Annotated in this window: 26 protein-coding genes and 1 other annotated feature; of the genes, 11 read left to right on the top strand and 15 right to left on the bottom strand. The window is 60.1% G+C overall.

From position 1 onward, the window contains the following. The first annotated feature begins 430 nt into the window (after positions 1 to 430). From MTP36_RS01130 to ptsP, 3 genes are all read left to right on the top strand, one after another. Positions 431 to 1,084, top strand: coding sequence for a DUF4830 domain-containing protein (locus MTP36_RS01130; protein WP_129872664.1), 654 nt, complete (start codon positions 431 to 433; stop codon positions 1,082 to 1,084). Between the two features lie 282 nt (positions 1,085 to 1,366). After that, positions 1,367 to 1,630, top strand: coding sequence for an HPr family phosphocarrier protein (locus tag MTP36_RS01125; protein ID WP_005925323.1), 264 nt, complete (start codon positions 1,367 to 1,369; stop codon positions 1,628 to 1,630). A 102-nt stretch (positions 1,631 to 1,732) separates the two neighbouring features. Next, positions 1,733 to 3,376 carry a phosphoenolpyruvate--protein phosphotransferase gene (gene ptsP, locus MTP36_RS01120; RefSeq protein ID WP_249254447.1) on the top strand — a complete coding sequence of 548 codons (1,644 nt, stop codon included), beginning with the start codon at positions 1,733 to 1,735 and terminating at the stop codon, positions 3,374 to 3,376. A gap of 191 nt (positions 3,377 to 3,567) precedes the next feature. On the opposite strand, the gene MTP36_RS01115 is transcribed toward ptsP, so the two are convergent. The 8 genes from MTP36_RS01115 to asnS form a co-directional block, all read right to left on the bottom strand. Continuing rightward, complete coding sequence (locus MTP36_RS01115; RefSeq protein ID WP_249252904.1) at positions 3,568 to 4,053, bottom strand: RNA polymerase sigma factor; 486 nt, start codon at positions 4,051 to 4,053, stop codon at positions 3,568 to 3,570. Between the two features lie 2 nt (positions 4,054 to 4,055). Beyond that, complete coding sequence (locus tag MTP36_RS01110) at positions 4,056 to 4,748, bottom strand: zf-HC2 domain-containing protein (RefSeq protein WP_249252902.1); 693 nt, start codon at positions 4,746 to 4,748, stop codon at positions 4,056 to 4,058. 86 nt (positions 4,749 to 4,834) lie between these two features. Beyond that, on the bottom strand, positions 4,835 to 5,107 hold the full coding sequence (locus MTP36_RS01105; RefSeq protein ID WP_249252900.1) for a hypothetical protein: 273 nt from the start codon (positions 5,105 to 5,107) through the stop codon (positions 4,835 to 4,837). Continuing rightward, positions 5,098 to 5,754: a hypothetical protein gene (locus MTP36_RS01100; RefSeq protein ID WP_249252898.1), complete on the bottom strand. Its 657-nt coding sequence runs from the start codon at positions 5,752 to 5,754 to the stop codon at positions 5,098 to 5,100. Before MTP36_RS01100 ends, MTP36_RS01105 begins: the two co-directional genes overlap by 10 nt. Positions 5,755 to 5,779: 25 nt before the next feature. Beyond that, positions 5,780 to 7,084: a murein hydrolase activator EnvC family protein gene (locus tag MTP36_RS01095; RefSeq protein WP_249252896.1), complete on the bottom strand. Its 1,305-nt coding sequence runs from the start codon at positions 7,082 to 7,084 to the stop codon at positions 5,780 to 5,782. A 113-nt stretch (positions 7,085 to 7,197) separates the two neighbouring features. After that, positions 7,198 to 7,386, bottom strand: coding sequence for a hypothetical protein (locus MTP36_RS01090; protein WP_055186669.1), 189 nt, complete (start codon positions 7,384 to 7,386; stop codon positions 7,198 to 7,200). Positions 7,387 to 7,627: 241 nt separating this feature from the next. Further along, positions 7,628 to 8,671 carry an A/G-specific adenine glycosylase gene (gene mutY / locus MTP36_RS01085; protein ID WP_249252894.1) on the bottom strand — a complete coding sequence of 348 codons (1,044 nt, stop codon included), beginning with the start codon at positions 8,669 to 8,671 and terminating at the stop codon, positions 7,628 to 7,630. A gap of 86 nt (positions 8,672 to 8,757) precedes the next feature. After that, positions 8,758 to 10,146 carry an asparagine--tRNA ligase gene (asnS, locus tag MTP36_RS01080; RefSeq protein WP_097779388.1) on the bottom strand — a complete coding sequence of 463 codons (1,389 nt, stop codon included), beginning with the start codon at positions 10,144 to 10,146 and terminating at the stop codon, positions 8,758 to 8,760. Between the two features lie 45 nt (positions 10,147 to 10,191). After that, positions 10,192 to 10,453: a binding site (T-box leader), on the bottom strand. A 146-nt stretch (positions 10,454 to 10,599) separates the two neighbouring features. Between asnS and MTP36_RS01075 the strand changes: the two genes are divergently transcribed. After that, positions 10,600 to 11,133 carry a hypothetical protein gene (locus tag MTP36_RS01075; RefSeq protein ID WP_242852982.1) on the top strand — a complete coding sequence of 178 codons (534 nt, stop codon included), beginning with the start codon at positions 10,600 to 10,602 and terminating at the stop codon, positions 11,131 to 11,133. Between the two features lie 3 nt (positions 11,134 to 11,136). On the opposite strand, the gene spoIIP is transcribed toward MTP36_RS01075, so the two are convergent. After that, a complete protein-coding gene (gene spoIIP, locus MTP36_RS01070) occupies positions 11,137 to 12,261 on the bottom strand; it encodes a stage II sporulation protein P (RefSeq protein ID WP_249252892.1) in 1,125 nt (374 codons plus the stop codon). Between the two features lie 657 nt (positions 12,262 to 12,918). Beyond that, positions 12,919 to 13,704: a GPR endopeptidase gene (gpr, locus tag MTP36_RS01065; RefSeq protein ID WP_249252890.1), complete on the bottom strand. Its 786-nt coding sequence runs from the start codon at positions 13,702 to 13,704 to the stop codon at positions 12,919 to 12,921. 164 nt (positions 13,705 to 13,868) lie between these two features. Here gpr and rpsT point away from each other — a divergent pair, with 164 nt between their 5' ends. Further along, positions 13,869 to 14,129 (top strand): 30S ribosomal protein S20, encoded by a 261-nt coding sequence (gene rpsT / locus MTP36_RS01060; RefSeq protein ID WP_005943554.1) that lies wholly within the window; start codon positions 13,869 to 13,871, stop codon positions 14,127 to 14,129. A gap of 72 nt (positions 14,130 to 14,201) precedes the next feature. On the opposite strand, the gene MTP36_RS01055 is transcribed toward rpsT, so the two are convergent. The 4 genes from MTP36_RS01055 to MTP36_RS01040 all read right to left on the bottom strand — a co-directional run bounded on the left by MTP36_RS01055 (position 14,202) and on the right by MTP36_RS01040 (position 16,438). After that, a complete protein-coding gene (locus MTP36_RS01055; RefSeq protein WP_118658550.1) occupies positions 14,202 to 14,450 on the bottom strand; it encodes a peptidoglycan synthetase in 249 nt (82 codons plus the stop codon). A gap of 75 nt (positions 14,451 to 14,525) precedes the next feature. Further along, on the bottom strand, positions 14,526 to 14,882 hold the full coding sequence (gene spoVAE, locus MTP36_RS01050) for a stage V sporulation protein AE (protein WP_117527757.1): 357 nt from the start codon (positions 14,880 to 14,882) through the stop codon (positions 14,526 to 14,528). A gap of 1 nt (position 14,883) precedes the next feature. Continuing rightward, the gene (locus MTP36_RS01045; protein WP_249252888.1) at positions 14,884 to 15,900 is read right to left on the bottom strand and encodes a stage V sporulation protein AD; all 1,017 of its coding nucleotides are present in this window, start codon (positions 15,898 to 15,900) and stop codon (positions 14,884 to 14,886) included. 88 nt (positions 15,901 to 15,988) lie between these two features. Next, positions 15,989 to 16,438: a SpoVA/SpoVAEb family sporulation membrane protein gene (locus MTP36_RS01040; protein WP_249252886.1), complete on the bottom strand. Its 450-nt coding sequence runs from the start codon at positions 16,436 to 16,438 to the stop codon at positions 15,989 to 15,991. A gap of 78 nt (positions 16,439 to 16,516) precedes the next feature. On the opposite strand from MTP36_RS01040, the gene MTP36_RS01035 reads away from it, so the two are divergent. The 6 genes from MTP36_RS01035 (at position 16,517) to MTP36_RS01010 (ending at position 21,837) form a co-directional block, all read left to right on the top strand. Then, positions 16,517 to 17,371 (top strand): M15 family metallopeptidase, encoded by an 855-nt coding sequence (locus MTP36_RS01035; protein WP_249252885.1) that lies wholly within the window; start codon positions 16,517 to 16,519, stop codon positions 17,369 to 17,371. Between the two features lie 141 nt (positions 17,372 to 17,512). Then, positions 17,513 to 18,085: a DUF4358 domain-containing protein gene (locus MTP36_RS01030; RefSeq protein ID WP_249252883.1), complete on the top strand. Its 573-nt coding sequence runs from the start codon at positions 17,513 to 17,515 to the stop codon at positions 18,083 to 18,085. Positions 18,086 to 18,251: 166 nt separating this feature from the next. After that, positions 18,252 to 19,670: an MBOAT family O-acyltransferase gene (locus MTP36_RS01025; protein ID WP_249252881.1), complete on the top strand. Its 1,419-nt coding sequence runs from the start codon at positions 18,252 to 18,254 to the stop codon at positions 19,668 to 19,670. A 12-nt stretch (positions 19,671 to 19,682) separates the two neighbouring features. Further along, complete coding sequence (locus tag MTP36_RS01020) at positions 19,683 to 20,855, top strand: DHHW family protein (RefSeq protein WP_249252880.1); 1,173 nt, start codon at positions 19,683 to 19,685, stop codon at positions 20,853 to 20,855. 223 nt (positions 20,856 to 21,078) lie between these two features. Next, complete coding sequence (locus MTP36_RS01015) at positions 21,079 to 21,432, top strand: hypothetical protein (RefSeq protein ID WP_055186576.1); 354 nt, start codon at positions 21,079 to 21,081, stop codon at positions 21,430 to 21,432. A gap of 75 nt (positions 21,433 to 21,507) precedes the next feature. Continuing rightward, positions 21,508 to 21,837, top strand: coding sequence for a hypothetical protein (locus tag MTP36_RS01010; RefSeq protein ID WP_249252878.1), 330 nt, complete (start codon positions 21,508 to 21,510; stop codon positions 21,835 to 21,837). A 246-nt stretch (positions 21,838 to 22,083) separates the two neighbouring features. Here MTP36_RS01010 and dnaJ read toward each other — a convergent pair whose 3' ends face one another. Next, complete coding sequence (gene dnaJ, locus MTP36_RS01005; protein ID WP_249252876.1) at positions 22,084 to 23,256, bottom strand: molecular chaperone DnaJ; 1,173 nt, start codon at positions 23,254 to 23,256, stop codon at positions 22,084 to 22,086. Between the last annotated feature and the right edge of the window lie 51 nt (positions 23,257 to 23,307).

Raw genomic sequence — 23,307 nt, 5'->3', positions numbered from 1 at the left:
GCACAAAAAAGCTAGCGCTGCGCCAGTCGGCGCTATCGCTTTAACGCTTTTTTCGCTTCTCCATTTATAGCCCCTCAGTCGCTACGCGACAGCTCCCCTAAGGGGGAGCGGACACTCCCGCAAACTTTGCACTTTAGTCGGAAACCTTGCCACCATGCCAAAGGCTCCCTCCCAGAGGGAGCTGGCAAAACCGATAGGTTTTGACCGAGGGAGTTCGTTCCAAACCCCTTCCGTGAAAAGGCGTTTGGAGCGCTCCGCAGAGCGCGACAAACGCGAAATTTAAAATAATTCTTCCGCTGATGATGTGCAGAGCGCAGCGGAGCACATTCTAAATCGTCCCCCTGCCGCAAAAACAGGGCATACTTCCCTGTTTTTGTGCATAAGCTGGTGGCAGAGTATGCAAGCGCAAATGGCGGGGAGGCATGGGGATATGTTTGTGGTCACACTGAGCAAAACGAGCCTGAAAAAACTGGGAGCAGGGGCGGCGTGCTGCGCACTGGTGGTGTTCAGCGCCATGCTGGGGCGGTTCATCAGTACCCGGACGGTGGCGGTGGCTGCACCGGTGAACCGTATCGAAAGTGCGCAGGACATCCAGACATGGTTCACCGGCTACGGGCTGGAGGTGGACGGCGCGTCCATCACGGCGGATAAGGTCAAAATTCCCCGCAAGTGGGACGACAGCTTTTCCGCTTTCAACGGGGTGGTGCAGCAAAGCGGCATGGATCTTGCCCGCTACAAGGGCAAAACGGTGGAAAAATGGTCGGCGCTGCTCCCGGCGGCAAGCAACGGCGAGACCAGCCGCTACGGAGTGCTGCTGGTGTACAAAAAGAAGGCTGTGGGCGCGTATCTGCTGGAAAAACCCTCCGGCACGGTGCTGGGGCTGCAGGACGCACAGAACGAGCTGGCAAAACAAACTTCCGGCGAGGATTACAGCGGCGACTGGGGCGAGCGGCACGACGAGCAGCTGACCGACAGCACCGCACAGCAGACCTCCGGCGAACCGGAGACAGAGCCCGAAGCCGCCCCGCAGGCAGCGCCATACACCGAGCTGCCGCTGGACGCGGAGGGCTACCCCGTGGAATAGGGACAGCATTCGGGGGAAAAACGACCTTTTTTAAGCTCTTGTCCGGCAGTTGCACAAACTGCCTAGTTTTTACAAACGATTCGACAAAAATTAGACAAAACACGGATTTTTGTAGCATCCGTATGTTCAAATATAACAAAAAATTCTTGTAAAAATCGGCAATATGAAACGGTGCAAAAAAACCGGTACAGGTTTATAATAGTAGTATACCGATCCCCGTTGGCAAAGCCATGTTCCGGGGCTGAATGTGCAGCCCGGGCAGAGGGATCCAGTAAGGAGAAAATGATTATGAAGGAATTTCAGTACACTATTAAGGATGCCTGCGGCATCCATGCCCGTCCCGCCGGCCTGCTGGTCAAGACCGTGAAGGGCTTTGCAAGCACCGCCACCCTCGAGAAGGACGGCAAGAGCTGCGATATGCGCAAGCTGATGGCTCTGATGGGCATGGGCGTCAAGCAGGGCGAGACCGTGACCATCAAGGTCGAGGGCGATGATGAAGAAGCAGCCGCAGAGGCCATCCAGAAGTTCCTGAGCGAGAACGTCTGAGCCGCGGCTTAAAAGCCGAGCCCTCGCGGGGAAACTGCGGGGGCTTTTTTGAAAAAACGCCGGGCGCTGCACGCCCGGCTGTAAGTGGAAGGAGAACGTGCTATGCAGGTAGGCACCGGCAAAAGCGTGCTCAATGGCATCGCCATTGGCAAGCTGAAGATCTACAAGAAAAAAGATACCGCGATTTCCACCGCTCCTGTGGCAGATACTGCCGCAGAACTGGAGCGTTTTGAAGCTGCCCGCCAGAAGGCCATTGAGCAGCAGACCGCCCTGTACGAAAAGGCACTGGCAGAAGCCGGCGAGGACATTGCCGAGGTGTTCAACATCCACGCCATGATGCTGGATGACGACGACTTTGTGGACGCCATCAAGGAGATCATCAACGGGCAGAAGATGTGCGCTGAGTACGCCGTCAAGACCGCCGGCAACAATCAGGCTGCGGTGTTCTCTGCCATGGACGACCCGTATCTGCAGGCCCGCAGCGCCGATGTTCTGGACATTGCACAGGCCATGCTGGACATTCTGCAGGGCGTGGACAACGCTTCCCTGCAGGGCACCGAGCCCAGCATTCTGGTAGCCGAGGATCTGGCTCCCTCCGAGACCGTGCGCATGGATAAAAGCCTGCTGCTGGGCTTCATCACCCGCGAGGGCAGCTCCAACAGCCACACCGCCATTCTGGCACGCAGCATGAACATCCCCGCCCTGATCCAGTGCAAGGACATTCAGGACGACTGGGACGGCAAGATGGCTGTGGTGGACGGCTACAACGCCTGTGTGTATGTAGACCCCACCCCCGACCTGCTCAAGAGCCTGAAAAAGCGCCAGCAGGAGGACCAGAAAAAGCAGGCCCTGCTGCAGGAGCTGAAGGGCAAGCCCAACACCACGCTGGACGGTAAGACCATCAACGTATTTGCCAACATCGGCGGCATGGGCGATGTGGGTGCTGTGCAGCAGAACGACGCCGGCGGCGTGGGTCTGTTCCGCACCGAGTTCGTCTACCTGAACTGCAAGGACTTCCCCACCGAGGACTACCAGTTCGAGGCTTACAAGCAGGTGGTGGAAAGCCTTGCCCCCCGCAAGGTGGTGGTGCGCACCTGTGATATCGGCGCAGACAAGACCGTGGATTATATGAAGCTGGATCACGAGGACAACCCCGCACTGGGCTACCGCGCCATCCGCATCTGCCTGACCCGCAAGGACTTTTTCAAGACCCAGCTGCGCGCGCTGCTGCGGGCTTCTGCCTACGGCAACATGAGCATCATGTTCCCCATGATCACCAGCCTGCGGGAGCTGCAGGACGCAAAGGCTGTTCTGGAAGAGTGCCGCGCCGAGCTGGCCGCCGAGGGCGTCAAGATGGGGCAGAACATTGAAGTAGGCACCATGATCGAGACCCCCGCCGCCGTGCTCATCGCGGACGAGCTGGCCGCTGAGTGCGACTTCTTCTCCATCGGCACCAACGACCTGACCCAGTACACCTGCGCACTGGACCGCCAGAACGCAAAGCTGGAGCCCTTCTTCAACCCCCACCACCCCGCCGTGCTGCGCGCCATCAAGATGACCATTGAAGCCGGTCACCGTCACGGCATCTGGGTGGGCATCTGCGGCGAGCTGGGTGCCGACACCGCCCTGACCGAGACCTTCCTGCGCATGGGCGTGGACGAGCTGTCCATGAACGCCAAGAGCATCCTGCCGGTGCGCAAGATCATCCGCAGCGTAGACCTGAGCAAGCCCTCTGAGAAGGTCTGAACCGCGGAAAAAATATTATTATAATTTGTGGCTCAGAAACGCCTGCGGGCGTTTCTGAGCCACTTTTTTTCACAGAAGGGGTAACTCCCGGACAGGCAAACCTTGCCGCCACACAAAAAAGCTCCCCCTTTCGGGGGAGCTGGCACGCCGTAAGGCGTGACTGAGAGGGTTCAAACGGAGGGCATTCCGGATCATTTCCGCTGTTCCAGCATGGTCTGGATGCGGGTCTTGGCGCGGTAATAGGTCACCCGCGCCCATGCGGCATTGTGGCCAAAAATGGCTCCGATGCGGTCAAAGGGCAGTTCGCCAAACACCCGCAGGCTGAAAACCTCCTTGTAGGGTTCTTCCAGCGCGTGCAGACACTGGTGCACCGTAAAGGCGGCATCCTTGTCCACCAAAAGCTGCGCGATATCCGGGCTTTCGGCAGCTTTTGTTTCGGCATCTTCCAGCGGGGCGGCGTGCTTTGCGCGGCGGCAGTGGTCGTAGTAGGCGTTGCGCGCCACGGTGAACAGCCACGCCCGCACATCCTGCTTGCCGTCATAGTCCTCAAGGCCGTCCAGTGCCCGGAAAAAGGTCTCCTGCGTCAGCTCCTCGGCCAGCGCTTCGCTGCGGGTAAGCCCCTGCAAAAACAGGCAGACGTCCCGGAAGTAGAGCCGATAGATGGTTTCAATGTCCATAGTCAGCCCTTCTCAAACACGCCTTGTTCCTGTGTGACTACATCCTCGGATTCGTAAACATAGGTCTGTGTCCCATCCTCTTTTTTCAGGATGAACCGCTCCACCTGCTGACCGTCCCTGTAATAGCGGGTCTCGTCGGCGCATTGCACTGTCAGCAGCTGTGTGCCGGAAACTGCGATGCTGGTATCGGAAGCCGATGTGCCCAGCAGCCCTTCCAGCGCGGCATGGATGTGCGGGAAGGTATAGCGCACCGCCCGGACGGTAACGGATGGTTTGCCCCAGTTAAAAGAGCCTTCCAGTTCCAGCCAGACGTTTTCGCCCTGCACTTCCAGCACACAGAGGTTGGCCTCGTTTTCCTTTTTATTGTAAGTCCAGATCTTCGCCTGTTCTGCCGTCACCGGCGTTTTTGCGCCGCCCATCCAGAACACCAGCCCAAGAGCGCACAGCACTGCCAGAACCGCTGCCGCTGCTATGCGGATGCTCTTTTTCTGCATGGTCTTTCGGATGCTCCGCAGCGGTGCATCCGGCTGGGGTTCCGGCTGCACCGGCACCGGTTTTTCCATCTGTTCCAGCTCTGCACGGCAAGCAGGGCACTCTGCAAGGTGCTGCTCCACCAGCGCACTGCTGGCGGGGCTGGCAAGCTTTTCGGCGTACAGGGGCAGTAAATCGCGGATCACGTCACATTCCAGTTTCATGGTCATTTCCTCCTTTGCGGGCTTTCGTGCGCCCTTTCACCCCAATAACGCACAAAGAGGAAAAACGTTACAAAAAATCCGCAAATTCACCGGACTGCGGTCTTTTCCCGCAGTTTTTTCGTTCCCTTGAGGAAGAGCCATACCAGCACTCCCAAAAGCAGGCAGATGCCGGCGTGCATGGCGGCCATCATGTAGTAGCCCTGAAAATCGAACCGCACCGCGCCGGCCATCAGGTAGGGCTGGTGCCCCGCTTTGTACAGGGTGACAAAGCAGGAGATGGCGTTGTACAGGCCGTACAGCCCCGCCGCTGCGCACACGATGACCCGCAGCAGCCTGCTTATGATGAATCTTATGAACATAATTGCAGCTCCGTTCTCTCTCCGTCCTTGTAGCAGTAGATGCCGCCTGCGCGGGAGAAGTCCTTGTCCACCTCCACGCAGTCAAAAGCGCTGAAGGCCTGTTCAATTTTTTCGGGCGTGCAGACAAAGCCCCGGATCTTCAGGGCAGCATCCTCGCCCACCACCGCGTTCCACAGATGGACCGACCAGTAGCTGCAATTTTTGTTCACTGTCCATTTATCGTGCTGTTCCATGTAGTCCTCGATGACCTTCAGCTGCTCCTCCCCGATATTGGTGCTCAGGGACAACCTGCCGGAGTAGCGTCCGTAATTGGCGATATAGCACGGTTTCAGATCGAACAGCAGCCCCGAGAGCCCTGACACCGCCCAGACCGAGAAGGTGACCATCTCGCCGTCCGGGATGGCGCGGTCTTTCAGGTAGACCGTGTGCCCGGTGCGGTTGTCCAGCCCGATCCATGTATGCCCGAAACACTTGAGAAAGGGCTTGGATTCGCTCTTGCCGTCAAAGGTGGTGATGGAAAGGATAAGTCCCTCGTCCTCACAGGGCAGGGTGCGGGCAGTTTTGCCGGCGGCGGCGCTGCACCACAGCCCAAGGGCTGCTGCGCATACCGAGAGCAGCACCGTCCATGCAATGATCCTCTTTTTCAATGTCGTTCCTCCTGCATCTTACGGCTCAGTCGTTTTCCTTCCAGAACAACCCGCCGGAAGTCTGGAACAGCAGGCGCGGGTTCACGCTTCTGCTGCCCAGCTTGAAGTCCATGGTCAGCTCTTCGCCCAGTACGCCCACGGCCTGCCCCTTTTCCACGGTCTGTCCCTTGCTGACCGAAAGCTCCTGCAAGCCGTACAGGTAGCTGCGCAGCCCGCAGCCGTGGTCGATGACCACCGTGTTGCCGGTAAGTTCCAGATTGCCCGCAAACACCACCGTACCGTTGGCCGCTGCGCGGCAGGGCGCGCCCGGGATGGTGTACAGCTTTGTGGAGTTGGAGCGGCTGCCCTGCTGGCCGTTCGTTACCTTGATTTGCCCGTAGTCCACCAAGGTCATGGAGTCCTCAGCCGGGGGCACAAAGCCGCCCTGCCACTGCTTGGCGGTGGCGGCAGCCTCGTACAGCGGCCAGATGGCACTGCGGAACTGGGCGTTGGCGCTCTCCGGGGCGGGTTCTTCGGCCTCCACCTCCACCGTGCCAAAGTCCTTCGGCAGCACGGTCAGGGTGCGGGTGATGGTCTCGCCGTTCACCGTGATGTTCACCTCATGCCCACCGGAGGAGGCGTTATAGGCTGCCGGGATATAGGCGCGCCAGCCCTCGGCGGCGCGCACGCACTGCACGCTGCCAAGGTCGGTCTCGATGGTGGGCACGGCGTCTCCGGTCATGCCGGAGATGCGCACGCCCACCGTGCCGCCCTGCTCCACCCGCTCGGCGGAAAGCTCCACCTCCGCACTGGCCTGCAAGGTGAACCGGAAGCTGTACCGGTACCAGCCCGTGGGCTTGGCCGGGCGCTCCAGCCCTAAGTTTTTGCGCAGCTGCCCGGTGCTGCCGCCCTCAAACTGGGTGATGACCCCGCCCTTGGGCACACGCCATGCGGTCAGCTCCGCCTTATACTCGCCGTTCGCGGGGAAGAGGAAGTTCTGGTACTCCCCTGCGCTGCCCGCAAACAGCACATCCCCCGTCGCATTCTGGATGGTCAGGGCAGTGTAGCCCGTCCAGTCCGGCAACGTCAGCTCCGGGTGGGCGGTGTACAGCACCCCCAGCTTCTGCACGGTCAGGGTGGAGGGACTGGCAAAGACCTTATCCAGCTGCCCGCCCAGCAGCGGCACCTGCCAGCAGGAGCCGTTGGCTTCCAGCGCCTGCCCGCCGAACTGCGCCGCCCCGTCCGGGCAGCCGCCCTCGGTGGTAAAGGCATAGCTTACCCCCATCACAGCCGCCAGCAGCACCACCACACCCAGCGCCACACTGATGAGCCAAAGCAAAAAACGCTTCATGTTCCTTCTCCTTATGTACAAAAAGGGCGCACCGGGGCAAGTCCGTTCAGACAGACTGCTCCGTGCGCCCCGATGCGCTTATCTTCCCGGCAGTTTCCGGTATTTTGGGGGAATTATTCTGCCTCGTCCTCAGCAGCGGCTTCCTCCGGCTCTACGGTTTCTGCGTCATCCTCGCCGAACAGCAGGCGCTCGTACTCGTCCAGCTCCTTCTCGCGGCGGTTCAGGTAAAGAGCCACAGCAGCCAGCGCACCAGCCACAGCAGCCAGAACAGCGATCACAGCGACCAAGCAAGATTTTTTCATAGATTCAGTACACTCCTTTTTGCAGTTGAAACGTTGTTTCAGCTTGATTTTTCCAGCGGGCGACCCGCAAAAGGATCTTGATTCAAGCGGCGATCAGTGCCGCCTTGTAGCTTTTATTATACCCGTTCCCGCCCAAAATTACAACCGTTGCACCCCAATTTTCACGCCCCGAAGGTGCTGCGGGGCGCAGTTTGGGCAGTGTGCCGGTTTTGGCGCGGTTCATTACAGCAAATTGCCAAAATCACAGCAGCAGCGGCTTATACGCCCGGAACGCCCCGGGCAGGGTGTAGGTGGTGCGCAGCTGCTCCCGGCTTGCCCAGACATAGCCCGCCGGGGCGCTCTGCGCCGCCACTTGCAGCTGCACGCCGGACATGAGCCACTCGATGTGGGTAAAGATGTGCTTTGCGGCGGGCAAGGCGGTGGGAGCTGCCGTGCCGGTGTCCAGCCCCAGTGCCGCCAGCCGTGCCAGCACCTCGGCCTGCAAAAGATGCTCGTCCTCCCACAATACCGGCTGCCACAGCCCGGCCAGCAGCCCTTTTTGCGGCCGCTGCTGCACCAGAAAGCCCGCCGGGCTTTCCACAAGCGCCAGCGTTACCGGCACAATCTTGCGGGGCTTCGGCTTTGCCTTTTGGGGCAGCTGGGCGGTGGTGCCCGCCGCCCGGGCAAGGCAGAGCTCTGCCAGCGGGCACTGCCCGCACAGGGGCGCGCCGTTGGGCACGCAGACCAGCGCACCCAGCTCCATCAGCGCCTGATTGTAGTCCCCGGCCTTTTCCGGCGGCTGATGCTCCATGACCCGGGCGGTAAAGGCCTTTTTTACCGCCGGTTCTGTAATCACACCCGGGTCATTATACAGGCGGGAAAACACCCGCAGCACATTGCCGTCCACGGCGGGCACGGGCAGGCCGAAGCTGATGGACGCAATGGCACCAGCGGTATACTCCCCGATGCCGGGCAGTGCACGCAGGGCGGCATAGTCGGCGGGCAGCTGCCCGCCGTACTGCGCACAGACGAGCTTTGCGGCCTTTTGCAGGTTGCGCACCCGGCTGTAATAGCCCAGCCCCTCCCACAGCTTATGCAGCCTTTCCTCCTCGCAGGCGGCAAGCGCGGGGATATCCGGCAGCGCTTCCAGAAAGCGGTAGTAATACGGCAGCACCGCCGACACCCGGGTCTGCTGCAGCATCACCTCGCTGAGCCACACATGGTAGGGAGTGGGATCCTCCCGGAAGGGCAGGCTGCGGCGGTTCTTGTAAAACCACTCCAAGAGGGCGGGCGAAATGTTTTCCACTTGTTTTGTGCTCCTTGTTGAAAAATGAAGAACAAGAAAGCCGCCGCAGAGGCGGCGGCTTTCTTTAGTTACAGTATGTGCGCTTCTCAGAAGCCGTATGCGGTGCGGGGGAAGGGCAGCACGTCACGGATGTTCTGAATGCCGGTGAGGTACATGATCATGCGCTCAAAGCCCAGACCGTAGCCTGCGTGCTCCACGCCGCCGAACTTGCGCAGGTTCAGATACCACTCGTAGTTGGTCTTGTCCATGCCCAGCTCGTCCATGCGTGCCACCAGCTTGCCGTAGTCCTCTTCACGCTGGCTGCCGCCGATCAGCTCGCCGATGCCGGGCACCAGCATATCTGCTGCGGCCACGGTCTTGCCGTCGGCGTTCTGCTTCATGTAGAAGCTCTTGATCTCCTTGGGGTAGTCGGTGACGAACACCGGCTTTTTGTACACCACCTCGGTCAGATAGCGCTCGTGCTCGGTCTGGATATCCACGCCCCACTCCACGGGGTACTGGAACTTCTTGTTGTTCTTTTTCAGAATTTCGATAGCCTCGGTGTAGCTGATGCGGGCAAAATCGCTGTTTGCCACCAGCTCCAGACGCTCGACAAGGCCCTTGTCGATGAACTGGTTGAAGAAGGCCATCTCGTCCGGGCAGTTGTCCAGCACATAACGGATGACGTACTTGATCATGGCCTCGGCGTTGTCCATGTAGCCGTTCAGGTCGCAGAAGGCCATCTCCGGCTCGATCATCCAGAACTCCGCAGCGTGGCGGGTGGTAAAGCTCTTCTCGGCGCGGAAGGTGGGGCCAAAGGTGTACACCTTGCCAAAGGCCATGGCCATGGCCTCGGCTTCCAGCTGGCCGGAAACGGTCAGGTTGACCGGCTTTTCAAAGAAGTCCTTGCTGTAATCCACAGCGCCGTCCTCGGTCTTGGGCAGATTGTCCAGATCCAGCGTGGTCACGCGGAACATCTCGCCGGCACCCTCGCAGTCGGAGGCGGTGATCAGCGGAGAGTGGGCGTAGACAAAGCCGTTCTCCTGAAAGAACTTGTGGATGGCGTAGGCTGCCACGCTGCGCACGCGGAAAGCGGCGTTGAAGGTGTTGGTGCGGGGGCGCAGGGTGGGCATGGTGCGCAGATACTCCATGCTCATCTTCTTTTTCTGCAGGGGGTACTCGTCGGCGGGGCAGTCGCCCAGGATCTCCACGCTCTCGGCGTTCAGCTCAAAAGGCTGCTTTGCCTGCGGGGTGAGCACCAGCTTGCCCTTGATGCGCAGGCTGCTGTACAGACCGGTGTGGATGACTTCATCATAGTTTGCCAGCTTACCGGCTTCCAGCACGACCTGCAAAGTCTTGAAGCAGCCGCCGTCCGACAGGGCGATGAAGCCGATGTTCTTGGAGTCGCGGATGTTCTTTGCCCAGCCGCAGACGGTGATCTCGGTGCCGTCTGCCGGGGTGTTCTTGAACAGCGAAAGGATCTCGGTACGTTCCATAGTAGTTCTCCTTTATAAACAAAAAAGACAGCTTTTGCCCTGAAAGTTCAGGGCGAACAAGCTGTCTTGTAATGTCCGCGGTGCCACCTGAATTACCGGAAGTGTCCGGTCGCTCACGCGCTCTTTGTTTAAGCGCTGTCCCTGTAACGCTGGACCTGCGGCGCACCTACTTAACGGCAGACGCGCTGCCGTGTTCAGTTTGCTGCTCCCGGGTGTTCGTTCACGCGGCGCACGGGCGCGGCTCTCAGCTGTGCCGCACTCTCTGGGCCGGACGGCCCGCGCTACTTTTCCCGTTCCTTGCATTTGTTGTTTTAAAATAGCACGTTGGCGGCATTTTGTCAACCTTACGGTGCGGCATCAGGCAAATTTTCGCTTTTTTGCTTGTCAGAACGCCTTTTCTCTGGTAAAATGGAAAAAAGCGGTATTCCGCAAAAACAGATTCTGGAGGAGATCATGAAACACACACACCATATCATCCGTCTGCTGACCCTTGCCGTGGTCAGCTGCGCACTGGCAGCCCTGCTGAGCGGCTGCACCAAGGAGGAATTTATTGCCGGGTACAACGAGTTTATGTTCGGCGACTGGTTCCCCACCTACGGAAGCACTTCCCAGTCCGGCACATCGTATGATCCCGACCACGTCTACGACCCGCCAAACCCCGAGTGCGATGCCAAGATCTCCTCTCTGCTGAGCCAGCTGTACTCGCTGGAGTCCTCGGCACGGTCTGCGGTGTCCTCCGCAATATCTGCCGCAAAGGATGAGTACCACTCTCTGCCCGCCGAAGAGCGGACCTTTGCCAATAAGGTCAGCATCGCCTACAAGCATCTTTCCTCTGTGGAGAGCACCTACGACAGTGCCGTCTCCTCGGTGGTCAGCGAGATGCGCCGCGTGCTGCGGGAGTATAACCAGCCCGAGACCGTGGCCGATCAGGCATGGAGTTACTATCAGTCTGCCAAGAGCAGCATGATCTCCAGCCTTGGCGGCTGACCCTCAACTTAATAGTGCATCCGCGAGGCCCTGTGCTGCCAGATATCCGGCGTACAGGGCCTCATTTAAGTTGTTGCCGTGCCCGCCGATCTCGATCAGCAGACTGCCGGTGGTCAGATCCTGATTATAAAACCGGTAGCTGAACAGCACCGGGCGGGTAAGTCCGGGGTATTTTGCCTCCATGCTGCGCTCCCACGCAGCGGCAAAGCGAAGGTTCTGCCGCCATGCGGGCAGCTGCACGCTGGTGCCGTTGTCGCACCCGCAGATGATCATCACCTGCGCCGCCTGCCGCCCGTCTATGCTGCACACCGGGGCGCAGCGGGTGCCATTCTCCCGCTCGATGGCGTCACGGTGGACGTCCAGCACCACCTTGATGCTGGGGTACTGCGCCAGATACTGCTGCACCACCGCACGGCTGTTGGCATAGCTGCCGGTGTAGCTGGGGTAGTCGTTCAGCGTCTCGTCGTGCAGGGTGCATATTCCCGCCGCGTTGAGGGTATCGGCCATCACCCGCCCCACCGCGCACATATTGATGCTGCGGTCGGTGCTGCGGGCACCGTCCCCGGGGGCAAACCACAGCCCGGCAGAAAGGCGGTAGTCCTCGGTGGCGTGAGTGTGCATGATGAGCACCTGCGGCGCGGCGCTGTCCTTTTCAATGGCAAAGGGCAGGGGCTGCGCCGCCTCGGCGGCAATGTCTGCCGCCGTCTGCCGGGTGTTATTCTTGATGCTGCCCGCACCGCAGGGAATGTACTTTTCGCCGCTGCCCTGCCCGAACTGCTGCTCTGTCACCGTACCTGCATCGGCGGGGCGGGCTTCGTCCGGCTGCAGCGCCACAAAATACTGCTCCACTCCGGTCTGTACCGGGGCGGCAGTTTCTTGCTCCGGCGGCACGGACGCGGCCTCCGGCACGCTTTCCGCAGACGTTGCCGCCGCCCGGCTCTCCACCGCCTGCTGCCCCAGATGCAGCAAAGTCTGCGCGGCGGGCACCGGCGCCGCCAGAAAGGCCGCCAGCACCAGCGCGGCGCTGCGGGCAAAGATGCACAGCGCTGCAAACAGCACCGCAGCCTGCAAAAAGGGCACTGCCCTGCTCTGCCCCGCAGGCAGACGCCAAGGCTCTCTGCTGCGCATGGCAAGACCTCCTTTCCGACCAGTGGGACGATTTTAAACGCCCCGCGCTCCGCGGGGAACATTTCTGCCTGCCGAGGGATGTTCTCTTTTGACACCAAAAGAGAACCAGAAAAGTGCCAGCGATTTCGACGCGCTGGAGCCACGAAAAAGGGGCTACTCGCCCCTTTTAACCCCAAAGGGGTGGGCTACACCGGAAAAAACTGAAGATTCACGCCTGTTCGGCGTGAAGATCTTTTAACCGTTTTTTTCGGCTCCGCCGATTTAAAACCCTCTCAGGCGCTCCCGCGCCAGCTCTCCCGAAGGGAGAGCCAAGCCGTTAACCTCGTTGCTAAAGTTTTAGGAACAATGAGAAAGCTTCAGGGTGTGCCCGCTCCCCCTTGGGGGAGCTGTCGCGCAGCGACTGAGGGGCTATAGATGGAGAAGCGAAAAAAGCGTTAAAGCGATAGCGCCGACTGGCGCAGCGCTAGCTTTTTTGTGCTTCGACTTCTTCTTTAGGATTGTCAAGGGCGTGCAGCCCTTGGCCCGTTGCGGGGTGGGTGGAGTCCAGAGGTAGGGAGGGGGGAATCGGAACACCCCTCCCTGCCTCTGGCCCAGCGGAGCGTCCCTGCACGCTGAAGGCAAGCAGAAACTTCCCCCGCAGCGCGCATTTTGAATCGTTTACCCCGTCAGCCAGCAGAGCTGCTGCACGGTAAGGCGGGGCTGCAAGGCGCGGTTGACCGCACACGCCAGCAGCGCCGCGCCGTGGGCGATGACGCTGTCCAGTGCGCGGGGCGTGACCACAAGGTCTGCGCCCTCCTGCGCTTGCATCAGGGTGGGGATGCCCGCCGCCACCACCGGCACGCCCACGGTGTCCCGGGTCAGATGGCGGGTGTGGTCGGCCTGCGCCGGGTAAAGCCCCGAGTCCGAAAACTGCACCGTACGCCCCAGCCGCTGCCCCTCGGCAGAGCAAAGACTGTCCACGCAGACCACCGCCGCCGGGCGCAGCTGCCCCACCAGCGCCGCCGCCAGCTGCTGAAGCGAAAGCCCGGTGGCTGCCGCCACCCCGGGCGCAACGGCTGCCACCGGGCGCAGGCCCTGCACCGGCGGGGCAGCGCCCGCGCCCATAGTAACAAGGATGTGCTGCACCGTGCGCGGACCAAGGGCATCGGCGGTGATGCGGCGGTTGCCCACCCCCAGCACCAGCACCGGGCCTTTGGGCGGCAAAAGGGCGCGCAGCTCCCGGGCGCACACCTCAATGACGGCGGCGTCCCGCTCGTCCAGCACGCTGACGCTGGGCATTTCCAGCGTGACATACCTGCCCCGGGGGCGGCTGAGCCCCTCGCGGGCAACTTCTACCCGCGTCACTGTCACCCCGCCGTGGCGGGCAGTGGCCAGCCGCACCCCTGCGGGCAGGGGCTGCGCCGCGCCGCTGAACAGCTCGTCGGCCATATCCGTAGTACGCATTTCCACACTCTCCGTTCCTTTTTGGGGCAAAAGCCCGCTTTCTTGCCGGAAAGTATGGGAAAAATAAAACTTTTCCAAACAAAAATCAAAAAAACGCTTGCGCTGGTACGCGAAATATGGTATCATAGGGTGCGCTGTTATAGGTAGCCAAGGAGGTGGAACGAATGCCTAACATCAAATCTCAGAAGGACCGCGTCGTGCAGGCTGCTGCAGAGCAGGCTCACAACAAGGCCATTAAGACCAACCTGAAAACAGTCGTCAAGAAGGCAGACGCTGCCATCGATGCGAATGCCGCTGACAAGGACGCAACCGTCCTGGCTGCTGTTTCCGCGATCGACAAGGCTCGCGCTAAGGGTGTCATCAAGAAGAACACCGCCAGCCGCAAGATCAGCCGTATGGCAAAGCGTGCTAACAAGAACGCTTGATCGCGCAGTTTGATTGACGAACAAAACCTCTGTACCGGGTATCCGGTACAGGGGTTTTTGTTTTTTCCGCCGTTATGTCCCGCACAGCGCGGCAAGGCTTTGCCGCTGCACCGGCTGTAGCAGCTGCTCCGGCGGCAGGGGCTGCGGCGGCACCATCCACCACACCGCCCACGCTGCAGGGACCACCGCCGCCAGCATAAGCCCCGGGTACAAAAGTGCCGGCTCGTGCAGCCACGGGCTGCCGGGCGGCAGCACCAGCGCTGTGCACAGGCACAGCGCCGCCCACAGCTCCCACAATACGGTCTGTCCGCTGTGTTTCATGCGCTTCACCTCCGTTTTGCCCCCAGTTTACCAGCCGCCGGGCGCAAAATATAGCGAAGCAGCGCAGACAAAACATCAGTTCTGGTCGTGGCTTTTGCCCACAAGGCTGCACACCACGCCGCAGACAAGGCTTGCGGTGATGCCCGCAGAGGCAGCAGTCAGCCCGCCAGTCAGGATGCCGATGGCACCCTTTTCCGCCACGGCGGTGCGCACTCCCTTTGCCAGCAGATGCCCAAAGCCCAGCAGAGGCACGCTCGCCCCCGCACCGGCAAACTCTGCCAGCGGCGCATACAGCCCCACCGCCGAAAGTACCACTCCCGCCACCACATAGCCGGTCAGGATGCGTGCCGGGGTCAGCTTTGTCAGGTCGATGAACAACTGCCCCACCGCGCAGATAGCGCCGCCTATTAAAAATGCCCACAGATAGTTCATTTCAGCTCTCCTTTTCCGGTGCGGTCAGTTCCACCAAGTGCGCCACCGCCGGGATGCTCTCCTTCTGCAAAAAGGTGGTCTGGCTCATCAGTGCCCCGGTGGCGATGAACAGCACCCGGCGGCTGCCGCGGCGCAGCAGTTTTGGCAGGATATGTGCGCAGAGCACGGCGGCGCAGCAGCCCGCGCCCGAACCACCGCTCTTTACCCGCTGCTCCTCGGCATCGTAAAGCAGACAGCCGCAGTCCGCGTGGTTTTTCAGCAGCAGACCCTCTGCCGCCAACAGCTCCCGCAGCATCTGACTGCCCACCAGCCCAAGGTCGCCGGTGTAGATGCAGTCAAAATCCCGCAGTTCTGCATGGGTATCGGCAAGATAGTGCAGCAGGGTGGCGGCTGCTGCCGGTGCCATGGCTGCGCCCATGTTGTTGATATCCTTGATGTTATAATCCTGCACCCGACCAAGGGTCGCGGCGGCAATGCCCACCCCCTGCCCTGCCGGACGCAGCAGGCAGCACCCGGCGGCGGTAGCCGTCCACTGGGCAGTAGGAGTGCGCACCGCGCCGTAACTCAGCGGGGTGCGGAACTGACGCTCTGCCGCGCAGAAATGGCTGGAAGTCATGGCCAGCAGGTTCTGTGCCGCCCCGCTGCTGCACAGTGCCGCGCCCAGCGCCAGCGCCTCGGCCATGGTGCTGCACGCGCCGAACAGCCCCGCAAAGGGCACGCCCAGCTCCCGCAGCGCGTAGCCGGAGGCAGTACACTGCGCCTGCAAGTCCCCTGCCAGCGCAAGGTCCACCCGCTCTGCGGGCAGAGCCGCCTTTTGCAGGCAGAGCCGCGCCGCCCGCAGCTGCAATTGCTTTTCGGCGGCTTCCCAGCTGCACTGTCCCAGCCAGTTGTCGGTGGTCAGTTCGTCAAAGCCCGCCGCCAGCGGGCCATCGCTCTCTTTTTTGCCGCCCACCGCCGCCTGTGCGGCGATGACCGGCGGGGTGTGGAACAACAGGGTATCGCCCCGACGCTCTGTCATAAAAAATTTCTCCCTTTCTGCAAAAAATGCCCCGGAACGTGCTATACTGTTGCTGCGGCGCCGCAATATCCGGCGGGGCTGTTCCGTATTATAGGATAGAAGCCCCCAGCAGCCACAGCACCGCACCGTACACTACCGCCGCCAGCGTGCCGTACACGATGACCGGCCCGGCGATGAGGAATATCTTTGCTCCCGTGCCCGGCACCCGTCCCTCGGCCTTGAACTCAATGGCCGCGCTGACCACCGCGTTGGCAAAGCCGGTGATGGGCACCAGCGACCCCGCCCCGGCCTTTGCCGCCAGCTTCTGGTACCAGCCCAGTGTGGTCAGCACCGCCGAGAGCAAAATCAAGGTGCAGCTGGTCAGGGTGCCTGCCGTTTCGGCGTCCGCGCCCTGCCGCAAAAACTGCTGACGCAGCCCTTCGCCCAGCAGGCAGATGCCGCCGCCTACACAGAACGCCCACAGGCAGTCTGCCAGAAGCGGCGAATGCGGCCCCGCCTTTTGCACCCGGCGTGCGTATTCCTGCGCTGTCATCTTCATCTTCCCGCGCCCCCTTTTGCGGATAGTCTGCCCGGGGCGGCGGGTGCTTATCCTTTTTTGCGAAAGAAGGTATAGTCTATGCGTTCTTCCCATCATCGCAACCATCACGCCCGCCGTCTGCTCTGCCTGACGGCGCTGGCCTGTTTTGTGGCGGGCGGCGCTGCCTACGCCTGCACCCGCAAAGCTGCGGTGCCGCAGCTGCCCGAGCTGCCTGCCGAGAGCCTTGCGCAGCCTGCAAGCGCCCTGCCCGAAACGCCAGTGCAGCAGCCCGCCGAAAACGGCGTGCAGCAGAGCACCCTTACCGCCGCACAGGCACAGGCCATCCTGGACGACCCCCGTATGATCCTTGTGAGCCGCACCCACCCGATAACGGAGGACTACCCCGTCGAGACCAAGGAATGCGGCTCGGCTACCGCCATCAACAAGACCTTGCAGACCGAAGCCGCCGATGCCTTTCTCTCCATGCAGGCCGCTGCCGCCAAGGACGGCGTGGATGTGCGGATGCAGAGCGGCTACCGCAGCGTCAGCTACCAGAAAAAGCTGTACGACAACAAGACCCAGTACTACCGTGATAAGGGTCTGAGCGAAGCCGCTGCCCGGGAAAAGGCAGCTGTCATCGTCAACCCGCCGGGCTGCTCTGAGCACAACTGCGGCCTTGCCGCCGACCTGAACAGCCCGGAGCACACCACCCTTGACACCGGCTTTGCCGACACTGCCGCCTTCCGCTGGCTGTGCGAGAACGCGGAGCAGTACGGCTTTATCCTGCGCTACCCCAAGGAAGCCGAAAGCGTGACCGGCATCACCTACGAGCCGTGGCACTGGCGCTATGTAGGCCCGGAAAACGCCGCCCTGCTCAACCAGAGCGGCCTGTGTCTGGAGGACGCCATCGCCGTTTTGCAGCGCATTGCCGCCGGGGAGACCGTGACCGGTTAAAATCCAATGAAAACTGCCGGAAAACCCTGTGGGGTGCGTTGCAATTTACCTGCTGTTATGGTAAGATAAGTACAGTCTGCCCGTGTGCGCGATACCGCCCCGGGCTGTGACAAATGAATTCAACAAAAGAAGGAATATTTTATGATAAACCGCACAAAACTTTCTGTGATCGCCGTCAGCGCCGTGCTGGCTGTTGCCCTGACCGGCTGCGGCGGCAGCGCTTCTTCCGCGCCGTCCTCCGTGTCCAGCGCCTCTGCCTCTGCACCGGCTTCCAGCACTGCCGCCCCGGCAGCGGATACCACCGAAAACGGCGCTATCGATTTGGACAGTATCGTTAGCAGTCTGCTGAAAACTAACACAATCTCAAATCAATTCGAGATTGACCCTATTAGTATCGAATATGATTTTCAGTTAAAGGCTGAAGATATTGTTAGTTACAAGGGCGTAAAGAGCAACGACAATGGCGATGCCGGTTTAGTTATCGCCGTTGAAGCTGCTGACGGTAAGGTTCAAAATGTTATTGACGGCATGAACGCCTACAAGCAGCAGTTGATTGACACTGCCAGCAATTATCCCGCTGAATTTGCACAGGCTTTGGAGAATGCCAACAATGCAATCATTGCCAGCAAGGGAAATCTTGTCATCATGGTTGTCAATTCCAACGAGTGCTCCGCAGACCTGAACAGTGCTGTGGACAGCGCCCTGAACAGCTGAATCTGATCTTCTGAGCCGGTGCCATCTGCGGCATCGGCTTTTTTCAGTAGAAAACCCCTGATGAGGGGTATTTCTGCTGAAGATGCGCCCGCATCCGTCATGCCACCTTCCCCCGGCCGGGGGAAGGCTGAGTTTGTAATTCCGTGTAAAAAAGGAGGCTGACCCCTTGGTTTTCAGCACCATCATCTTCCTGTTCCGCTTTTTGCCCATCACGCTGGCGCTGTACTATCTTGCCCCCGCAAAACTGAAAAACACCGTGCTGTTTTTGTGCAGTCTAGTGTTCTACTGCTGGGGCGAGGTGCGCTTTTTCCCGGTCATGGTGGCGCTTATCCTCATCAACTACCTCAGCGGCCTTGCCATCGAACATTTTGATGCAAAGCCCGCGCTGCGCCGCTTTTTTCTGCTGGTGGCGCTCATTGGCAGCTTGGGGATGCTGTTCTACTTCAAGTACGCAAACTTTGTGCTGCGCAGCGTGAATGCCCTGCTGGGCACCGCCTTTGCCGAAATTCAGGGCATCGGCACGCTGCCGCTGGGCATCAGCTTCTACACCTTCCAGACCCTTTCCTACTCCATCGACGTCTACCGCCGGGATGTAAAAGCCGAGCGCAATATCATCGACTTCGGCGCTTATGTGGTCATGTTCCCGCAACTCATCGCGGGGCCTATCGTCAAGTACCGGGACGTCTCCGACCAGCTGCACGTCTACAGGCACCGCTATAACCTCAAGCAGATTGAAGAGGGCATGACCCTGTTCACCTTCGGTCTTGCCAAAAAAGTGCTGCTGGCAGACGCCGTGGGCGCATTGTGGACAGACATTATCGGGGTAGCCGACAGCCCCTCCACCACCTTTGTGGGTCTGGCAAACGCTTCCACCCCGCTGGTGTGGCTGGGCATCATCGCATACAGTTTGCAGCTGTACTTCGATTTTTCCGGCTACTCCCTCATGGGCATCGGCATGGGCAAGATGCTGGGCTTCGACTTCCCTGCAAACTTCAACTACCCCTATATCTCCGCTTCCATCACCGAGTTCTGGCGGCGCTGGCACATGACCCTGTCCGGCTGGTTTAGGGAGTATGTGTATATCCCGCTGGGCGGCAACCGCAAGGGGCTCAAGCGGCAGATCCTGAACCTGTTTATCGTGGAGCTGCTCACCGGCATCTGGCACGGCGCGAACTGGAACTTTATCTGCTGGGGCCTTTACTACTTTGTGCTGCTGGCGGTCGAAAAGCTGTTCCTGCTGCCCTACCTGAAAAAGGGCAAGGTGTGGCCGCATTTCTACACCCTGTTCCTCGTGGTGGTAGGCTGGGCGATGTTCGTGGGCAACGACACCGGCGTGTCCTTCGGGCTGCTGTTCCAGAAGCTCTTTATCCCCTCCGGCGGGGTGTCGCCGCTGTATTTCCTGCGGAATTACGGCGTGCTGCTGGCGGTAAGCGTGGTGTGCTGCACCCCGCTGATCGAAAAACTGTGGGACGTGCTGCGCAAGAACGTGGTCACCCGCTGCGCCGCCATCCTGACGCTGCTGGTGGTCTCCACCGCCTATGTGGTGGGCAGCACCAACAGCCCATTCCTGTACTTTAACTTTTAAGGAGGCGGGAAGATGTCCAAACACGAGAAAAAGACCTCCTCCCTTTTGCACTACCCGGTGCTGGTGGTGTTCAGCCTGTTTTTCATCGGGCTGTTCGCGCTGGATATGGTCACCCCGGATCGCAGCTACAGCGAGCTGGAGAATACTACCCTCAGCCAGCGCCCGGCGCTGACCCAGTTCACCGCCAAGGGGCTGAACAGCTACTTTACCGCCTACACCAAATACGTCAAGGATCAGGTGGCGGGGCGCGACCAGTGGATCAGCCTGCAGAGCGTGGTGGAGACCACCCTGCTGCAAAAGCAGCAGAACGGCGGCATCCTGCTGGGCAAGGAGCACATGATGTTCCCCCGCACCTACGGGCTGCTTTCCAGCGAGGAGCGCACCCTGCCCAAAAACACCGCAGCGCTCACCAGCCTGTGCCAGCGCTACCCGGGCAAGGTGAATGTACTGGTGGCACCCGCCGCCAGCGATATCTATAAAGAGAACGTGCCCGCCAACGCCCCTTTGCTGGACGAGGACGGCTACCTTGACCAGCTTTCCGCTGCGGTGCAGGCGGCGGGCGGCAGTTTTGTGGACGTGCGCCAGACCCTTACCGCCCACAAGAGCGAGTATATTTATTACCGCACCGACCACCACTGGACGAGCCTTGGCGCCTACTACGCTTACAGCCAGCTGTGCCAGACCCTTGGCCTTACCCCCTTTGATACCGCCGCCCACACTGCGCTGACTGCCGACGGCTTTTACGGCACCCACTACGCCAAGGCGCGCACATGGAACGCCGTGCCGGACGTGATCACCTACTACGACCTTGACAACACCCTGACGGTCTGGAACGTGACGGCGGCAGGCCAGCCCGCCGAGGGGCAGACCACCGGCCTGTACGACACAGAGAAGCTCGCCGTCTATGATAAATATGCCATGTTCCTGCACGGCAACAACGGTTTAAGCCGGGTGCAGGGCAACGGCAGCGGGCGCATCCTTGTCATCAAGGACAGCTACGCCAACTGCTTTGTGCCCTACCTGACCGCCAACTACGCCGACATTGACGTGGTGGATTTCCGCAACTATAACTACGGCTTGGACAAGCTGATCGCCGATAACAGCTACGACCAGATCCTTGTGCTGTACAATTTTGACAGTTTCAAGAGCGACCCCTACCTCTACCGCGCCGGGGTGACGGGGTAAAATAACCAAATGCCGAAATTATTGCAGTCTATTTTCACAAATTTATAGCCGCAATTTCATGCGTCCCGCCAGTTTTTGCACAGATGTGCCAAAACCCCTTGATAAAATCCGACCACTGTTGTAGAATGACCATATAGAGAACAATGCTCTATCGGCCTTGGGTATGGACGCCGGGGAATCGGGATGCAATGCGGCATTCCCCCTTGACAAAGGAGTATTGAAGATGAAAAAGATGAATTATCCCGCAGATTATGCGGTACTTTCCAACGAAGAAATGACCTATACCACCGGCGGCGGCGCAGTGGATAATGCTGCTGGTCTCGCCACTACCGCCGCAACGGTCGTAGGTGCTGTGGTGCTGGCCTCCAGCTATATCTGGGGCATCAAGCAGGCACGCACCTGGCTGCAGCAGGACGGCAACAAGGACGGCAACTTCTTTACCGTGATGGGCCGTGCCACCGATGCCATTGCTGCCGATATGGGCAAATCTGCCGGCAACTTTGTACGGGACGCCGTTTCCGCCACCATGGTAGTGGCACTGGCTCCCCTGAGCGCCATTCTGCTGGTCGTGCGCTGAACCCTTTATTCAGAAAAAACGGTGCGTTTTTGGGTGCACCGTTTTGGATAGCTTTGTTTCAAAAGGAGTGTTATTATGGAAAAAATGATGATGCCCGCGTATTACAACGTCCTGTCCACTGAGGAAATGACCTACACCGAAGGCGGCGCCAATGCTACCATGACCGAGGCTCTGCTGTGCTGGCTGATCCCTCCGTATGGCTGGTTCAGAGGCGTGACCGCTGTCCGCGACTACCGCCGTAAAAACCCCAACACTTGGACTGAGACCGGTCTGGATGCTCTGACTGCCGACATGAACAAGAGTACTGCCAATGCCATCCGTGACATCGCCTGCACCGCTTACATGATCAGCACCAGCGCTACCGGTGTCGGCCTGATCATCAACGCAGCAGTTATCCTACTCTGATCCATCTTATCTCATAAGACCGGCTCGGAGTACACCAAAGAACAAAGCAGGCGGAGGCGCTGCCCGAAAGGGCAGCGCCTCCGCTGTTTTTATAGGGTTTTCTTTTAGCTTTCGTCTCATGTATCCCAGCTTTCGTCTAAAACAGGGTGCATTTTAGACGAAAGCGCAAGTGTGTGAGACGAATCGGCCTTGCGCAGACGCAAAAAACGGCGACACGCTCCGATGGAACGCGCCGCCGTTTGGCTTTTATGCGTTGAACATATCCTTTAGCTTTTTGAAGAAGCCCTTACGCTTTTCGTAGTTTTCTTCTTTCAAAGTGCCCTCAAATTTTTTCAGGGCATCGCGCTGCGCCTTGTTCAGCTTTTTGGGGATCTCCACCTCGCACTTGACGTACATATCGCCGCGGCCACGGCCATTCAGATACTGGATGCCCTTGCCGCGCAGGCGGAAGGTGGTGCCGCTCTGGGTGCCCTCGGGCACGGTGTACTCCACCTTGCCGTCAATGGAGGGCACGGTAACGTTGTCGCCCAGCACAGCCTGACTGTAAGTGATGGGCACGGTGACCCACACATCGTAGCCGTCGCGCCGGAACACCTCGCTGGGGCGCACGCTGACCATGACGATGACATCACCGGCGGGGCCGCCGTTGGTACCGGCATCGCCCATGCCGCGCAGTGCAAAGCTCTGGTCGTCGTCGATGCCCATGGGGATGGACACCTCCAGCGTCTTTTTGGTAGCCACCTTGCCGCTGCCGTGGCAGACCTTGCAGGGGTTCTTTACCAGCTTGCCCTTGCCGCCGCAACGGGAGCAGGGCTGCTGGGTCTGCATCACGCCAAAGGGGGTGCGCTGCTGGCGGATGACAAAGCCGCGTCCGCCGCAGTCCGGGCAGGTCTCGGGGCTAGTACCGGCGGCGCAGCCGGAGCCGTGGCACGCAGTACACTCCTGCTGACGGGTGATGGTAATGTTCTTCTTGCAGCCGTGCACGGCCTCGTCAAAGCTCAGGGTGATGCGCACCCGGATGTCCTGACCCTTGCGGGGGGCGTTGGGATTTGCCTGACGGGACGAGCCGCCGAAGCCGCCAAAGCCGCCGCCGAAGATATCGCCAAAGATGTCGCCCAGATCCACGCCGTCGCCGCCAAACCCGCTGAAGCCGCCGGGGCCGCCGCCGTTCTGTGCTGCATAAGTGGGGTCAACACCGGCAAAGCCGTACTGGTCGTACAGCTGGCGCTTTTTCGGGTCCGAAAGCACCTCGTTTGCCTCGTTGATCTCCTTGAACTTTGCCTCGGCGTCCTTATCGCCGGGGTTATAGTCCGGGTGGTACTTCATGGCAAGCTTGCGGTATGCCTTTTTGATCTCGGCATCGCTTGCGCCCTTGGATACCCCCAGCACTTCGTAATAATCACGCTTTTCCTGTGCCATATCCACTCACCTCTCCAACCTCTCCCGTCACGGTCTTTCTCCGCCGAAACC

The sequence above is a fragment of the Faecalibacterium sp. I4-1-79 genome, from assembly GCF_023347235.1.
Classification (GTDB): Bacteria; Bacillota; Clostridia; order Oscillospirales; family Ruminococcaceae; genus Faecalibacterium; species Faecalibacterium tardum.
The sequence above is the reverse complement of the archived record's forward strand: the minus strand, read 5'-3'. Positions and strand labels throughout refer to the sequence as shown.

Bases quoted from the DNA above. Each gene is read 5' to 3' on its own strand.
- MTP36_RS01015 (WP_055186576.1), top strand. From the start codon at position 21,079: ATGAAAAAGATGAATTATCCCGCAGATTATGCGGTACTTTCCAACGAA.
- rpsT (WP_005943554.1), top strand. From the start codon at position 13,869: ATGCCTAACATCAAATCTCAGAAGGACCGCGTCGTGCAGGCTGCTGCA.
- spoIIP (WP_249252892.1), bottom strand. From the start codon at position 12,261: ATGCGCAGCAGAGAGCCTTGGCGTCTGCCTGCGGGGCAGAGCAGGGCA.
- MTP36_RS01115 (WP_249252904.1), bottom strand. From the start codon at position 4,053: ATGGACATTGAAACCATCTATCGGCTCTACTTCCGGGACGTCTGCCTG.
- gpr (WP_249252890.1), bottom strand. From the start codon at position 13,704: ATGCGTACTACGGATATGGCCGACGAGCTGTTCAGCGGCGCGGCGCAG.
- MTP36_RS01010 (WP_249252878.1), top strand. From the start codon at position 21,508: ATGGAAAAAATGATGATGCCCGCGTATTACAACGTCCTGTCCACTGAG.
- asnS (WP_097779388.1), bottom strand. From the start codon at position 10,146: ATGGAACGTACCGAGATCCTTTCGCTGTTCAAGAACACCCCGGCAGAC.
- MTP36_RS01090 (WP_055186669.1), bottom strand. From the start codon at position 7,386: ATGAAAAAATCTTGCTTGGTCGCTGTGATCGCTGTTCTGGCTGCTGTG.
- MTP36_RS01045 (WP_249252888.1), bottom strand. From the start codon at position 15,900: ATGACAGAGCGTCGGGGCGATACCCTGTTGTTCCACACCCCGCCGGTC.
- MTP36_RS01125 (WP_005925323.1), top strand. From the start codon at position 1,367: ATGATTATGAAGGAATTTCAGTACACTATTAAGGATGCCTGCGGCATC.
- spoVAE (WP_117527757.1), bottom strand. From the start codon at position 14,882: ATGAACTATCTGTGGGCATTTTTAATAGGCGGCGCTATCTGCGCGGTG.
- MTP36_RS01030 (WP_249252883.1), top strand. From the start codon at position 17,513: ATGATAAACCGCACAAAACTTTCTGTGATCGCCGTCAGCGCCGTGCTG.
- dnaJ (WP_249252876.1), bottom strand. From the start codon at position 23,256: ATGGCACAGGAAAAGCGTGATTATTACGAAGTGCTGGGGGTATCCAAG.
- ptsP (WP_249254447.1), top strand. From the start codon at position 1,733: ATGCAGGTAGGCACCGGCAAAAGCGTGCTCAATGGCATCGCCATTGGC.
- MTP36_RS01040 (WP_249252886.1), bottom strand. From the start codon at position 16,438: ATGAAGATGACAGCGCAGGAATACGCACGCCGGGTGCAAAAGGCGGGG.
- MTP36_RS01075 (WP_242852982.1), top strand. From the start codon at position 10,600: ATGAAACACACACACCATATCATCCGTCTGCTGACCCTTGCCGTGGTC.
- MTP36_RS01095 (WP_249252896.1), bottom strand. From the start codon at position 7,084: ATGAAGCGTTTTTTGCTTTGGCTCATCAGTGTGGCGCTGGGTGTGGTG.
- MTP36_RS01035 (WP_249252885.1), top strand. From the start codon at position 16,517: ATGCGTTCTTCCCATCATCGCAACCATCACGCCCGCCGTCTGCTCTGC.
- MTP36_RS01110 (WP_249252902.1), bottom strand. From the start codon at position 4,748: ATGAAACTGGAATGTGACGTGATCCGCGATTTACTGCCCCTGTACGCC.
- MTP36_RS01020 (WP_249252880.1), top strand. From the start codon at position 19,683: ATGTCCAAACACGAGAAAAAGACCTCCTCCCTTTTGCACTACCCGGTG.
- MTP36_RS01105 (WP_249252900.1), bottom strand. From the start codon at position 5,107: ATGTTCATAAGATTCATCATAAGCAGGCTGCTGCGGGTCATCGTGTGC.
- MTP36_RS01055 (WP_118658550.1), bottom strand. From the start codon at position 14,450: ATGAAACACAGCGGACAGACCGTATTGTGGGAGCTGTGGGCGGCGCTG.
- MTP36_RS01130 (WP_129872664.1), top strand. From the start codon at position 431: ATGTTTGTGGTCACACTGAGCAAAACGAGCCTGAAAAAACTGGGAGCA.